Annotated in this window: 15 protein-coding genes; 9 read left to right on the top strand and 6 right to left on the bottom strand. The window is 69.8% G+C overall.

From position 1 onward, the window contains the following. The first annotated feature begins 224 nt into the window (after positions 1 to 224). The gene (locus tag ABEA33_RS03645; RefSeq protein ID WP_345525219.1) at positions 225 to 1,523 is read left to right on the top strand and encodes an HNH endonuclease signature motif containing protein; all 1,299 of its coding nucleotides are present in this window, start codon (positions 225 to 227) and stop codon (positions 1,521 to 1,523) included. A 239-nt stretch (positions 1,524 to 1,762) separates the two neighbouring features. Here the strand turns inward: ABEA33_RS03645 and ABEA33_RS03640 are convergent, their stop codons facing one another. Next, positions 1,763 to 2,125 (bottom strand): DoxX family protein, encoded by a 363-nt coding sequence (locus ABEA33_RS03640; RefSeq protein WP_345525218.1) that lies wholly within the window; start codon positions 2,123 to 2,125, stop codon positions 1,763 to 1,765. A gap of 101 nt (positions 2,126 to 2,226) precedes the next feature. Between ABEA33_RS03640 and ABEA33_RS03635 the strand changes: the two genes are divergently transcribed. Further along, positions 2,227 to 2,604, top strand: coding sequence for a winged helix-turn-helix transcriptional regulator (locus ABEA33_RS03635; RefSeq protein WP_345525217.1), 378 nt, complete (start codon positions 2,227 to 2,229; stop codon positions 2,602 to 2,604). A 4-nt stretch (positions 2,605 to 2,608) separates the two neighbouring features. Here the strand turns inward: ABEA33_RS03635 and ABEA33_RS03630 are convergent, their stop codons facing one another. Together ABEA33_RS03630 and ABEA33_RS03625 are read right to left on the bottom strand one after the other, a co-directional pair. Beyond that, positions 2,609 to 2,959, bottom strand: coding sequence for a UBP-type zinc finger domain-containing protein (locus ABEA33_RS03630; protein WP_345525216.1), 351 nt, complete (start codon positions 2,957 to 2,959; stop codon positions 2,609 to 2,611). Next, positions 2,956 to 3,618 (bottom strand): Pr6Pr family membrane protein, encoded by a 663-nt coding sequence (locus ABEA33_RS03625; protein WP_345525214.1) that lies wholly within the window; start codon positions 3,616 to 3,618, stop codon positions 2,956 to 2,958. The genes ABEA33_RS03630 and ABEA33_RS03625 overlap by 4 nt, the downstream gene beginning before the upstream one ends. Before the next feature lie 31 nt (positions 3,619 to 3,649). Between ABEA33_RS03625 and ABEA33_RS03620 the strand changes: the two genes are divergently transcribed. Continuing rightward, positions 3,650 to 4,345, top strand: coding sequence for a GNAT family N-acetyltransferase (locus ABEA33_RS03620; protein ID WP_345525432.1), 696 nt, complete (start codon positions 3,650 to 3,652; stop codon positions 4,343 to 4,345). Here the strand turns inward: ABEA33_RS03620 and ABEA33_RS03615 are convergent. Together ABEA33_RS03615 and ABEA33_RS03610 are read right to left on the bottom strand one after the other, a co-directional pair. Then, complete coding sequence (locus ABEA33_RS03615; RefSeq protein ID WP_345525213.1) at positions 4,311 to 4,961, bottom strand: response regulator transcription factor; 651 nt, start codon at positions 4,959 to 4,961, stop codon at positions 4,311 to 4,313. The two genes, ABEA33_RS03620 and ABEA33_RS03615, sit on opposite strands and share 35 nt — an antisense overlap. Continuing rightward, positions 4,954 to 5,607, bottom strand: a complete 654-nt coding sequence (locus ABEA33_RS03610) for a sensor histidine kinase (protein ID WP_345525211.1) — start codon at positions 5,605 to 5,607, stop codon at positions 4,954 to 4,956. Before ABEA33_RS03610 ends, ABEA33_RS03615 begins: the two co-directional genes overlap by 8 nt. A 38-nt stretch (positions 5,608 to 5,645) precedes the next feature. Here ABEA33_RS03610 and ABEA33_RS03605 point away from each other — a divergent pair, with 38 nt between their 5' ends. Next, entirely contained in the window at positions 5,646 to 5,966 is a 321-nt protein-coding gene (locus ABEA33_RS03605; RefSeq protein ID WP_345525210.1) for a hypothetical protein, read from the top strand. Between the two features lie 203 nt (positions 5,967 to 6,169). Here ABEA33_RS03605 and ABEA33_RS03600 read toward each other — a convergent pair whose 3' ends face one another. Next, on the bottom strand, positions 6,170 to 6,886 hold the full coding sequence (locus tag ABEA33_RS03600) for a hypothetical protein (RefSeq protein WP_345525209.1): 717 nt from the start codon (positions 6,884 to 6,886) through the stop codon (positions 6,170 to 6,172). Positions 6,887 to 7,024: 138 nt separating this feature from the next. Between ABEA33_RS03600 and ABEA33_RS03595 the strand changes: the two genes are divergently transcribed. From ABEA33_RS03595 to ilvC, 5 genes are all read left to right on the top strand, one after another. After that, complete coding sequence (locus ABEA33_RS03595; RefSeq protein ID WP_345525208.1) at positions 7,025 to 7,441, top strand: VOC family protein; 417 nt, start codon at positions 7,025 to 7,027, stop codon at positions 7,439 to 7,441. After that, positions 7,438 to 8,124: a 4a-hydroxytetrahydrobiopterin dehydratase gene (locus ABEA33_RS03590; RefSeq protein WP_345525207.1), complete on the top strand. Its 687-nt coding sequence runs from the start codon at positions 7,438 to 7,440 to the stop codon at positions 8,122 to 8,124. The genes ABEA33_RS03595 and ABEA33_RS03590 overlap by 4 nt, the downstream gene beginning before the upstream one ends. 259 nt (positions 8,125 to 8,383) lie before the next feature. Next, entirely contained in the window at positions 8,384 to 10,141 is a 1,758-nt protein-coding gene (locus ABEA33_RS03585) for an acetolactate synthase large subunit (RefSeq protein ID WP_425577303.1), read from the top strand. Beyond that, a complete protein-coding gene (gene ilvN / locus ABEA33_RS03580; RefSeq protein ID WP_345525205.1) occupies positions 10,138 to 10,692 on the top strand; it encodes an acetolactate synthase small subunit in 555 nt (184 codons plus the stop codon). The genes ABEA33_RS03585 and ilvN overlap by 4 nt, the downstream gene beginning before the upstream one ends. A gap of 31 nt (positions 10,693 to 10,723) precedes the next feature. Further along, a complete protein-coding gene (gene ilvC, locus ABEA33_RS03575; protein WP_345525204.1) occupies positions 10,724 to 11,752 on the top strand; it encodes a ketol-acid reductoisomerase in 1,029 nt (342 codons plus the stop codon). Positions 11,753 to 11,832 lie beyond the last annotated feature (80 nt).

Raw genomic sequence — 11,832 nt, 5'->3', positions numbered from 1 at the left:
GCCACCGCACCCGAGGCGGGGCGGTGGGTGGCGGGGGTCTCGACAAGCTAGACCACCGGGGGTCGGTGGTTGAGGTGCGAGGCGCGCTAGCGCCGAGCCTCGAAACCACCCACCGAAGACCACGCCGAAATCTCTCTCGAACTATCTCCGAAAAGTGTCCACATCCCGGTCAAACAAGGGGTTCTGAGCATCCCACTGTCGGTGGCCAGTGCTTGGCTTGACCCATGAGCGAAGGCCAGCACACCACCAATCACGGAGAGTCGCCCGACTCCCCGGACCAGGTGCTGGCCGCCCTCCAATCCCACCACCAGGTGGTGACTTCCGCGGAGGTCGCCAAGCTGAGACTCGCGGTCCGGTGGGCGGTCATGCACCCCGTCGACTCCATCACCCATGGCGCCGCGACCGTCGAGGGCACCGAAGGCGAGCTCGCGATCGCCGGGCCAGGGGCGCCGCTGGTCGCGGAGTTCTGCGTCGCCGACCTCGCGTTCGCCCTGGGGGTGTCGACCGACGCCGGACGGACGTACCTCGGCGACGCCCTCGAGCTCCGGTACCGGCTCCCCAAACTCTGGGCAGTGGTGACCACCGGGCGGGTGCCGGTGTGGAAAGCCCGCAAGATCGCCCACGCCACCAAAACCCTGTGCCAAGGCGCCGCCTACGTCGACACGCACCTGGCGCACCAGGCACACCGCTGCTCCTACGCCCAGATCGACCGCGCCGTCGACGACGCCCTCCGGCTCTACGACCCCGCCCAGGCCGACAAGCGCCGCCGCGAAGCCGCCGACGCCCGCCACTTCGACATCGACACCAACCAGGTCTCCTACGACGGCACCGTCCACGTCGACGCCGACCTCGACCTCGCCGACGCCCTCGACCTCAACGACGCCATCACCACCGGCGCCGCCCAGCTCGGCCGCCTGGGCTGCGACGAGTCGTTGGACGTACGCCGCTCTCTCGCGGCCGGAGCGCTCGCCCGCCAAGAGCTCACCCTCGACCTCCCCATCACCGACCAGGACACGGACCGACCCGAACCGCCTGTCCGCAAGCGGGAGCTGATGATCTACATCCACCTCTCCGAGTCCGCGGTCAACAACGGTGTGGCCGGGGTCGAGAACACCCGCTCCGCCATCAGTGTCGAGCAGGTCAAGGACTGGTGCGCCGGCACCAACACCCGCGTCACCATCCGCCCGGTCATCGACCTCAACGACAACCTGCACACCGACACCTACCGCCCTACCGACCTCATGCGCGAGCAGGCGGTGCTCGCCAACGCGACCTGCGTGTTCCCCAAGTGCAGCCGACCATCCCGGTCCGCCGACCTCGACCACGTCACCGAGCCCCAACGCGGCGGCCCCACCAACAGCGCGAACCTCGCCCCGCTCTGCCGAGGCCACCACCGCTACAAGACCCACGGCGGCTGGACCGTCGAACGCACCGGACCCACCACCTTCACCTGGACCAGCCGCTACGGCTACACCTACGACTGGGACACCCAACACACCCAGCACACCCGACATCCCCACTGAGACCACCCCGCCGGCACCGCCGGCGGGGTCACAGTTCTGTCCGGGTGGATCAGGATTGCTCGGGCTCCCGCTTGCGTCGACCTTTTGCCTTCGGTCGAAACAGTTCGGGCACAACGAGCACGAGGACACCCGGCACGACGACCAGACCGAGGACTTGGCCCGCTGGCGTGCGCGGATTCCGCGACCACATGCGTTCTCGTTCTGGGTCTGGCACGCCGTCAGTATGGGCGACCGCGGCCTCACCAGGTCGTTGCCAACCAGATGGTCAGGCCGGCGAGCACGATGAGGACGACATTGAGGCCGATCTCCTTGACCTCGCCGCGGGACAGGTGCAGCGCGGTGGCCAGCACCTGGAGCACGAAGAACCCGGCAGCTGCGACGATCGCGAGCCACGGGGCGATCCCGGTGAGGGGTGGGAGCAGGAGGCCGACGACACCGAGGATCTCGACGAGGCCGATGGTCCGCACGAGCGGCATCGGGATCGTGTCGACCCAGCCCATCATCGGCGCGAGCTGCTCCTTGCTCTGCACGACCTTCTTGCCGCCGGCGTACAGGTAGAAGATGCCGAGCAGTCCGGCCACGATCCAGTACGCGATCTCCACGAGCCCTCCAATGGTTACGACTTGTTAGCGAGCACATCGTCGGTGACTATCGGAGGGCTTACAAAAGGCACACCGGTGTGCGTAGCGAACCGAGGACGGCGATGTCGCGGTACGAGAAGACCTGCCTGATCCGTGGCGACGGCGGCCGCGCCATCCGCGGCATCCTGGACCGGGTCGGCGACAAGTGGACGCTGCTGGTGGTGGCGACGCTCGATGGCGAGCCCATGCGCTTCACCGAGCTCCAGCAACGCATCCCGGGCATCTCACAGCGGATGCTGACGCGCACGGTGCGGCACCTCGAGCGCGACGGCCTCGTCACGCGCACGGTCTACCCGGAGGTGCCGCCACGAGTGGAGTACGAGCTGACGACGATGGGTCGCACCCTGATCGGCCCCGCGGTCGCGCTGGCGGAGTGGGCCGTCGACAACAACCCCGACATCGAGGAGAGCCAGGCGTCGTACGACGCCGAGCACCCCTGAGCCGCTACCCGTGGATGTGGTCGCGCCAGTCGTCGGGCACTCGGTCGGCAGGGCCGGGGACGGTCTGGTCCTCCGGACGGCACTGGGCGTCGACGAGCCGGGGACCGAGGAAGCCGGACTCGGTGGTGAAGTCCCAGAACCAGTCCTCGCCGGGCTCGAAGCTGGTCATCACCGGGTGGCCGGTCGCGCGGAAGTGCGCGGTCCCGTGCTGGGCAGGCGAGGTGTCGCAGCAGCCGATGTGTCCGCACTGCGCGCACCGCCTGAGATGGACCCACCAGCCGCCGGCTTCCTCGCACTCGACGCAGCCGGTGCCGCTCGGCGGGACGGAGGGGTCGATGCCGGCTCGTTCGCTCATGACCTGACGTTATCGGGATGCGGCGCCACAGGCATCCGCCGATCGGCGTACGCATAGGCAGCGAAGACCAGGAGGAAGAACGCGGTGATGCCGACCAGTGCGACCGAGACGGCGGCCCAGCCCTTCTCGTCGGGGTCGAGGAAGGGGTACGGGTACCAGCCGTCCACGGCACCGAAGAGCATCGTCCAGGCCGTCCACACGATCGGGAAGAGCAGCGCCAGCACGACCACCCGACGGGTGACCCGGGGGCGCGGCCCCCAGGCCAGCCAGCCGATGATCGCCAGCGCGGGCACGACCATGTGCAGCGACTTGTCGGCGAGCCAGTCCAGGCCATCGAGGTCGAGGAGCGGGCGCAGCAGGAAGAAGTGCACGACGGCGGTGACGGTGATCGCGACCGTCCCCGCCAGCCGTAGCACCCGCCAGCCACGGCCGTCGTGCGTGGGATCGAGCGCGAGTGTGACAGCGGCGATGGCGACGAGCAGGTTGCTCTCGACGGTGAAGTAGACGAAGAAGCGGTAGACCCGGATCCCGGTGGACGGTGGGTCGACCTCGTCGAGCACCTGCCCACCGTGCAGCAGGAGGACGAGCTGCAGCACCAGCGCGGCGATCGCCACCAGGGCGGTGAGCGCGTGCCAGCTCCGTGCGTACGACGGGGTCACGTCCGAAGACTAGGGTGCGGCCGTGCCCGAGATGAACGAGTACGGCCTGCAGGTCGGTGACCTCGTGCCCGGTTGGACCGCGCGCCCCTGGCCGGAGGCGACGACGCTGACCGGCCGCTACGTCACCCTCGAACCGCTGGGCGAGGACCATGCCGGCGCGCTGTACGACGCCCTGTGCAACCCCGGCGACGAGGAGCTCTGGACCTACCGGCCGACCGACCCGCCTGCCGACGTGGCGGCGATGTCGGCGTTCATCCAGGAGCACCTCGACGCGAGCGGCCTGGAGACCTTCGCCCTGGTCCCGACCGGCCAACAGGCGCAGGGCATCGCGTCGTACACGCGCATCGACACCGCGACCGGTCAGGTCGAGATCGCGGGCGTCCTGTACGCCAAGACCCTCCAGCGGACCCGCGCCGCGACCGAGGCGATCCACCTGAGCATGCGGCACACCTTCGACGACCTCGGCTACCGCCGGTTCGAGTGGAAGTGCGACAGCCTCAACGAGCCGTCGCGCCGGGCGGCCGCCCGGCTCGGCTTCACCTACGAGGGCCGGTTCCGCAACCACATGGTGACCAAGGGCCGCAACCGCGACACCGACTGGTTCTCGGTCACCGACGCCGAGTGGCCGGCGGTGAGGGCGACGCACGAGCGGTGGCTCGACCCGGCCAACTTCGACGAGCACGGCGGACAGCTCACGAGGCTCCGAGTCCCTCGTCCCGTGCCTTGATCATCGCCTGCGCGCGGTCGGGGATGCCGAGCTTGGTCAGCACGTTGGAGACGTGGTTGCGGACCGTCTTGGGCGAGAGCACCATCCGGCGCGCGATGGTCGTGTTGTCGTAGCCGCGGGCGAGCAGGTCGAGCACCTCGCGCTCGCGGTCGGAGAGCTCCGGGAACGGCACCCGGACCGCCGTACGCCCCGAGGTCAGGGTCGCCATGGCCCGAGAGGCGACCTGCGGACCGAGGATCGCCTCGCCGTTCGCGACCGCCCGGATGCCGCGCTCCACCTCGGCGGGCGAGGCGCTCTTGAGCAGGTAGCCACGAGCGCCGGCGCGCATCGCCGCGACGACGGACTCGTCGTCCTCGTCCATCGTGATCACGAGTACGGCGAGGTCGGGCAGCGTGCGCACCAGATCGCGTGTGGTCTCGATGCCGGAGTCCTCACCGAGGTGCAGGTCCATGAGTACGACGTCGACGGACTCGTCGATGCGCTCCCTCGCCTGCGCGGCGTCCTCGGCCTGGCAGACGACCTCGATCCCGTCGAGGGAGCCGAGCAGGCCGGCCATGCCCAGGCGGAAGACCGGGTGGTCGTCGACGACCGCGACCCGGATCAGCTGCTCAACCATGGGACACCACGAGGGGCAGCGTAGCGATGACCTCGGTCCCGCCGCCGATCCGATCGCGCACGTCTAGCGAGCCGCCCTGCTCGTCCGCGCGCTCGCGCATCGAGTGCGTCCCGACCCCGGGCAGAGCGTCGTCGTCACGCCCGGTGCCGTCGTCCGCGACCACCAGCAGCAGGCTCCCGGCCGGGTGCCTGCGGGCCACGATCCGGCAGTGGTCGGCTCGGGCGTGCCGGGACACGTTGGAGAGCACCTCGCTGGCGATGCCGTACGCCGCCGCGGCGATGCGCGGGTCGAGGTCGTCGAACCGGTCGGACTCGACCGCGACCGTGAGGCCGCCACCGTCGAACCTGCTCGCCAGCTCGGCGAGCGCCGCGACCAAGCCGAGCTCGTCGAGGATGGGCGGCAGCAGGTGGTGCGAGAGGCTGCGCACGCTGACGGTCGCCGCCTCGACCTCGCCCTGGAGGTGGGCGAGGAGCTCGAGGCTGGCGTCGGGGTCCGATCGCAGGAGGTTGCGCATCTCCTCGAGATCGGCGGCGCCCCGGCCGATGACGACGGCAGCGGCCACGACGGACGCCAGCTCGTGCAGGGTCGACAGGTCGTGCGCGGACAGCTGTTCGCCAGGCAGCGCCGAGACCTGGAGCAGGCCCACCAGCTTGCCTCGTACCGACGGCGAGCCAGCCCTGCCCGTTGCGCTCCTCCTCCGGACCGAACCGGTGCCGCAGCTCCACGACCAGCGCGGCGACCAGGCCCAGGGCGATCGCCACCCAGTACGGCGTTGCGCTCGTCATCTCGTCGGTGAAGATCTCGTCGATGCTGATCGCCGCGGTCAGCGTCGTCCCGGCGGCCAGGCCGACCCACTCCCAGCCGAGGGGGTGGTCGCGCACCAGCCACGGCACCACGAGGAAGAGCGCGAGGGTGCCGGGCACCCAGGCGGTGCTCTGCAGCAGGACGATCTGCGCGTTGGGCGGTCCGCCACCGGGCAGCAGCGCCCACACGTCGTACCCGTAGCCGAACGCCGCGAGCCCGCCCCGATCGCGACCAGGCCCAGGAGCCGCGCAACCAGGTGGGAGCGGCGGCTCAGGGTCACGGCCGCGACCGTGCCGTAGGCACCGGCCACGGAGACGTCGACGGCGAAGAACCAGTGGTCCTGGTCGACCGGGCGCGGCCGATGCCCGTCGGCCGGGGACGCTCGGCGGGCACCGGGTCCCCGGTCAGCTGCCGGCCCGCTGGCGGCGGTCGCCGAAGGCGAACCCGAGGCCGAGCACGAGGATCAGCACGGGGCCGGTGAACCCGGCCATGTACTGCAGCGGCGAGAGGCCGACGAGCAGCGTGATGCCGCCGAACACCGCACCCACCCAACCGAGCCAGCGCGGGGCCGCGGCGTGTCGGAGGGCACCCACGGCGACCGCGACGCCGGTCAGGCCGGCGCCCACCCACAGCCACGGGATGGTCCCGATCCAGTGGCCGACGACGGCCGCGAACTCAGGGTCGATCGCGACGGTGTCGTCGGTGAGGGCGAAGACGATCTCGGTCGTGAACCCCGCCCCCATCAGGGTCGCCACCGCCGTCAGCAGCAGGCCGCCCGCCGCGACGTCGGGGAGCAGGCTGCCGGCCGGTGCCTGGGCCCGGAGCCGCCGGCGCAGGCCGGCCGCGAAGATCAGCAGCATGATCGCCGCACCGGTCATCGCGAAGTGGAGGATCAGCAGCTGTGGCACGTAGTCGCCGAGCCGGTCGAGGATCAGGTCGGCGTCGCCGGCGTACTTCTTGTTGTAGACGGCGTCGATCTGGAGCGACGCCTGGATGCCGACGACGCCGGCGATGCCGGCAGCGGCGCCGACGAACGCCCAGCCACGGCTGGAGGTGGGGGATACCCGGCGCCGACGTGCGTCGAGCTCTTCGTGGGCGGTGCTGCTGGCGATGGTGGTCACGGCGGTGCTCCTCGGTCTCGGCTCCCCGGTTTCGAGAGCAGTGGCACCAAGGTCGGTCGCCCGGCGTCCCGGACGTCAGGGCAGGCCGTCCCGTTTTGTCGGGCAGCTGTGTCGGCGCGGTGTGCCAAGGTGGATGACATGGACCAGCGGCTGAGCTTCGTGTCGGTCGCCGTACGCGACCTCGACGCCACCCGGGCGTTCTACCTCGACGGTCTCGGCTGGACGGCGTCGATGGACGTCCCCGGCGAGGTGCTGATGATCCAGGTGGGGGAGCTCGTCGTGCTGTCGCTGTGGGCCGAGAGCGGCTTCGAGAGCGAGGTCGGGCCGATCCGCCGAGGCGAGGGACTCGCGCCGATCACGCTCGCGCACAACGTGGCGACGCGCGCGGAGGTGGACGCCGTGCTGGCGACCGCCCGCGCCGCCGGCGCCGACCCGGTGCACGATGCCGTCGAGCGCGACTGGGGCGGCTACACGGGCTACTTCGGCGACCCGGACGGCTACCGCTGGGAGATCGCCTACAACCCCGGACCGATAGGACAGGTGGTGCTGCCATGACCGATCCCAAGACCGATCCCAAGACCGTGCTCCGTTACCCGCAGGTCGAGGCCGAGGGGCTCGACGACTGGCGCTTCTTCCTGATGCGGCTGCATGCGAGGTACCGCACCGGCAGCTTCGTGAAGGGCCTGGAGCTGGTCACCCGGATCACGGAGGCGGCCGAGGAGGCCAACCACCATCCCGACGTGGTCCTGACCTATCCGCAGGTCGACGTCGACCTGCAGAGCCACGATGTCCACGGTGTCACCAGCCGCGACGTCGCGCTGGCTCGGCGGATCTCCGAGATCGCGGCCGAGCTCGGCATCGAGTCGGCCCCGCGCGAGGTGTCCACCCTCGAGCTCGCGCTCGACGTCCCGGCGTACGCCGAGGTCAAGCCGTTCTGGGCGGCCGTGCTCGGCTACGCCGATGCCGCCTGGCCCTCCGAGATCCAGGACCCGGGCGGCCGCAACAACACGCTGTGGTTCCAGGAGGCCCCCGACGCGACGGGGGAGGTGCAGCAGCGGTTCCACCTCGACATCGTGGTGCCCCGGGAGGTCGCCGAGGAGCGCGTCGCCGCAGCGGTCGCCGCGGGCGGCACCCTCGTCAGTGAGGCGGCCGTGCCCGCGTTCTGGGTGCTCGCCGACGCCCATGGCAACAAGGTCTGCGTCTGCACCGCCGACGGACGTGAGCCCTCCGCCGGATGAGGCTGCGGAGTGAGACTGCAGAGTGAGACCGGCGTCTCGAAATCTGGGACGCCTGGCACACTCGGATGCGGGCGAGAGGGCCTGCGGTTACCGTGGAACCATGCGCAAGCAGCTTCTTGTACGCACGCGACGTGTGGGCTGAGTCCGAGACCGACTCGAGCGCGCACGTCACCCCTCGCCGCCCAACCGGGCCGAGGGGTTTTTTGTTGGGCAGGCACGGTAGGGCGACAGCCCAGGAAATCCAGAAGAGGACACAGTGATGAGCGAGCAGATGACAGGCGCGCAGAGCCTGATCAGATCGCTGGAAGCCGCGGGCACGACCGAGATCTTCGGTATCCCCGGCGGCGCCATCCTTCCGGCGTACGACCCCCTCATGGACTCCTCGATCCGGCACATCCTCGTACGGCACGAGCAGGGGGCGGGTCACGCCGCGCAGGGGTACGCAGCGGCGAGCGGACGCGTCGGCGTCTGCATGGCGACGTCCGGCCCGGGTGCGACCAACCTGGTCACGCCGCTCGCCGACGCGCACATGGACTCCGTGCCGATGGTGGCCGTCACCGGCCAGGTCGGTGCCGCTCAGATCGGCACCGACGCGTTCCAGGAGGCGGACATCCGCGGCATCACGATGCCGATCACCAAGCACAACTTCCTGGTCACCGACCCCGCAGACATCCCGCGTACCGTCGCCGAGGCGTTTCACATCGCGAGCACCGGCCGTCCTGGCCCCGTCCTGGTCGACGTCGCGAAGTCCGCGCTGCAGGCGATGACGACCTACGCCTGGCCGACGGAGCTCAACCTGCCCGGCTACCGCCCCGTGACCCGGCCGCACTCCAAGCAGATCCGTGAGGCCGCGCGGCTGATCCTCGAATCCCGGCGCCCGGTCCTGTACGTCGGCGGCGGCACCATCCGCGCCGGCGCCTCCCGTGAGCTGCGGGTGCTCGCCGAGTTGACCGGCATGCCGGTCGTCACCACGTTGATGGCGCGCGGCGCCTTCCCGGACAGCCACCCGCAGCACCTCGGCATGCCCGGCATGCACGGCACCGTGGCCGCGGTGGCCGGCCTGCAGAAGTCCGACCTGATCATCAGCCTCGGCGCCCGTTTCGACGACCGGGTCACCGGCAACCTCGACTCGTTCGCACCGGGCGCCCGGATCATCCACGCCGACATCGACCCGGCCGAGATCGGCAAGAACCGCGCGGTCGACGTCCCGATCGTCGGCGACTGCCGCGAGGTGATCAGCGACCTGATCGTGGCGCTCAAGGCGGAGGCCGACGCCGGCCACACCGGTGACTACGAGGGCTGGGTCACGTTCCTGGCCGGCATCAAGAAGACCTACCCGCTCGGCTACGACAAGCCGACCGACGGTGGCCTCTCCCCGCAGTACGTCATCGAGCGGCTCGGGGCGATCGCCGGCCCGGAGACGATCTTCACCTCGGGCGTCGGCCAGCACCAGATGTGGGCGGCGCAGTTCATCGGCTACGAGAACCCCAACACCTGGATCAACTCCGGCGGTCTCGGCACCATGGGCTTCTCCGTGCCGGCCGCGATGGGTGCGAAGGTCGGCATGCCCGACTCGACCGTGTGGGCGATCGATGGCGACGGCTGCTTCCAGATGACCAACCAGGAGCTGGCGACCTGCACGATCAACGACATCCCGATCAAGGTCGCGATCATCAACAACGAGTCGCTCGGCATGGTGCGGCAGTGGCAGACGCTCTTCTACAACGAGCGCTACTCCAACACCGACCTGCACTCGAAGCGGATCCCCGACTTCGTGAAGCTCGCCGACGCCTACGGCTGCGTGGGTCTCGCGTGCGAGAGCCCCGACGACGTCGACGCCACCATCAACAAGGCGATGGAGATCAACGACGTCCCGGTGGTCGTCGACTTCCGGGTGCACCGGGACGCGATGGTCTGGCCGATGGTCGCCGCCGGGACCAGCAACGACGACATCAAGTACGCCCGCGACCTCGCCCCGAAGTTCGACGACGACGCAGAGCTGGAGCTCCGAGCATGACGACCGCGCAGAACACGAAGCACACGCTGTCGGTCCTGGTCGAGAACAAGCCCGGCGTGCTCGCCCGGATCGCGGGCCTCTTCAGCCGCCGCGGGTTCAACATCGACTCGCTCGCGGTCGGCCCGACCGAGCATCCGGAGGTCTCACGGATGACAATCGTGGTCGACGTCGAGGGCTCGCCGCTCGAGCAGGTGACCAAGCAGCTCAACAAGCTGGTCGAGGTCATCAAGATCGTCGAGCTCGATGGCTCCTCCTCGATCAACCGTGAGCTGCTGCTCGTCAAGGTCAAGGCCGACGCCGAGTCCCGCGGTCAGGTGCTGGACGCCGTCCAGCTCTTCCGGGCCAAGGTCGTCGACATCGCCCCCGACGCCGTCACCATCCAGGCCGTCGGCAACGCCGACAAGCTGGGTGACCTGCTTCGCGTGCTCGAGCCCTTCGGCATCCGCGAGCTCGTGCAGTCCGGCATGGTCGCCATCGGCCGCGGCTCCCGTTCCATCTCCGAGCGCAACCTGCGCCCGGTCACCATCCCCGCCCCTCCCGCAGCGGGCTGAAGCAACACACCAACACGAAGGAGAAGCCCCAGTGGCTGAGATGTTCTACGACGACGACGCCGACCTGTCCCTGATCCAGGGCAAGCAGGTCGCGGTCATCGGCTACGGCAGCCAGGGTCACGCCCACGCGCTGTCCCTGCGCGACTCGGGTGTCGACGTGCGCATCGGCCTGCAGCCCGGCTCGAAGAGCCGCGCGAAGGCCGAGGCCGAGGGCCTGCGCGTCCTCACCCCGGCCGAGGCCGCGGAGGAGGCCGACGTCATCGTCATCCTCGCGCCCGACCAGCACCAGCGGAAGCTGTACGCCGATGAGATCGCGCCGCAGCTCGTTGCCGGCGACACCCTGGTCTTCGGGCACGGCTTCAACATCCGCTTCGGCTACATCACCCCGCCCGAGGGCGTCGACGTCTTCATGGTCGCGCCGAAGGGCCCCGGCCACCTGGTCCGTCGTGAGTACGTCGACGGCCGCGGCGTGCCGGTGCTCGTCGCCGTCGAGAAGGACTCGTCGGGCAACGCCTGGCCGCTCGCGCTGTCGTACGCCAAGGCCATCGGTGGCCTGCGTGCCGGCGGCATCAAGACCACGTTCACCGAGGAGACCGAGACCGACCTGTTCGGTGAGCAGGCCGTCCTCTGCGGTGGTGCCTCGCAGCTCGTCATGTACGGCTTCGAGGTCCTCACCGAGGCCGGCTACCAGCCCGAGGTCGCCTACTTCGAGTGCCTCCACGAGCTGAAGCTGATCGTCGACCTCATGTACGAAGGCGGCATCGCCAAGCAGCGCTGGTCGGTCTCCGACACCGCCGAGTTCGGCGACTACGTCTCCGGTCCGCGCGTCATCACGCCCGACGTGAAGAAGAACATGGAGGACGTGCTCGCCGACATCAAGAACGGCAAGTTCGCCGAGCGCTTCATCTCGGACATGGACAACGGCTCGCCGGAGTTCACCGAGTTCCGCAAGAAGGGTGAGTCGCACCCGATCGAGCAGACCGGCCGCGAGCTCCGCAAGCTGATGGCGTGGGTCAAGAGCCACGACTCGGACTACACCGAGGGCACCGCCACCCGCTGATCCACTGAGTCGTCCGCCTCTCGGCTAGCTATGGGTGCCTCTGAGGCGGACGACTCACGCTTCGAGGACCACCGGGATGA

The sequence above is a fragment of the Nocardioides endophyticus genome, from assembly GCF_039543845.1.
GTDB lineage: Bacteria > Actinomycetota > Actinomycetes > Propionibacteriales > Nocardioidaceae > Nocardioides > Nocardioides endophyticus.
Note: the sequence above shows the minus strand (reverse complement) of the source record. Positions and strands in the feature narration are given on the sequence as shown.

Bases quoted from the DNA above. Each gene is read 5' to 3' on its own strand.
- ABEA33_RS03645 (WP_345525219.1), top strand. From the start codon at position 225: ATGAGCGAAGGCCAGCACACCACCAATCACGGAGAGTCGCCCGACTCC.
- ABEA33_RS03635 (WP_345525217.1), top strand. From the start codon at position 2,227: ATGTCGCGGTACGAGAAGACCTGCCTGATCCGTGGCGACGGCGGCCGC.
- ABEA33_RS03630 (WP_345525216.1), bottom strand. From the start codon at position 2,959: ATGAGCGAACGAGCCGGCATCGACCCCTCCGTCCCGCCGAGCGGCACC.
- ABEA33_RS03620 (WP_345525432.1), top strand. From the start codon at position 3,650: ATGAACGAGTACGGCCTGCAGGTCGGTGACCTCGTGCCCGGTTGGACC.
- ABEA33_RS03615 (WP_345525213.1), bottom strand. From the start codon at position 4,961: ATGGTTGAGCAGCTGATCCGGGTCGCGGTCGTCGACGACCACCCGGTC.
- ABEA33_RS03595 (WP_345525208.1), top strand. From the start codon at position 7,025: ATGGACCAGCGGCTGAGCTTCGTGTCGGTCGCCGTACGCGACCTCGAC.
- ABEA33_RS03590 (WP_345525207.1), top strand. From the start codon at position 7,438: ATGACCGATCCCAAGACCGATCCCAAGACCGTGCTCCGTTACCCGCAG.
- ABEA33_RS03585 (WP_425577303.1), top strand. From the start codon at position 8,384: ATGAGCGAGCAGATGACAGGCGCGCAGAGCCTGATCAGATCGCTGGAA.
- ilvN (WP_345525205.1), top strand. From the start codon at position 10,138: ATGACGACCGCGCAGAACACGAAGCACACGCTGTCGGTCCTGGTCGAG.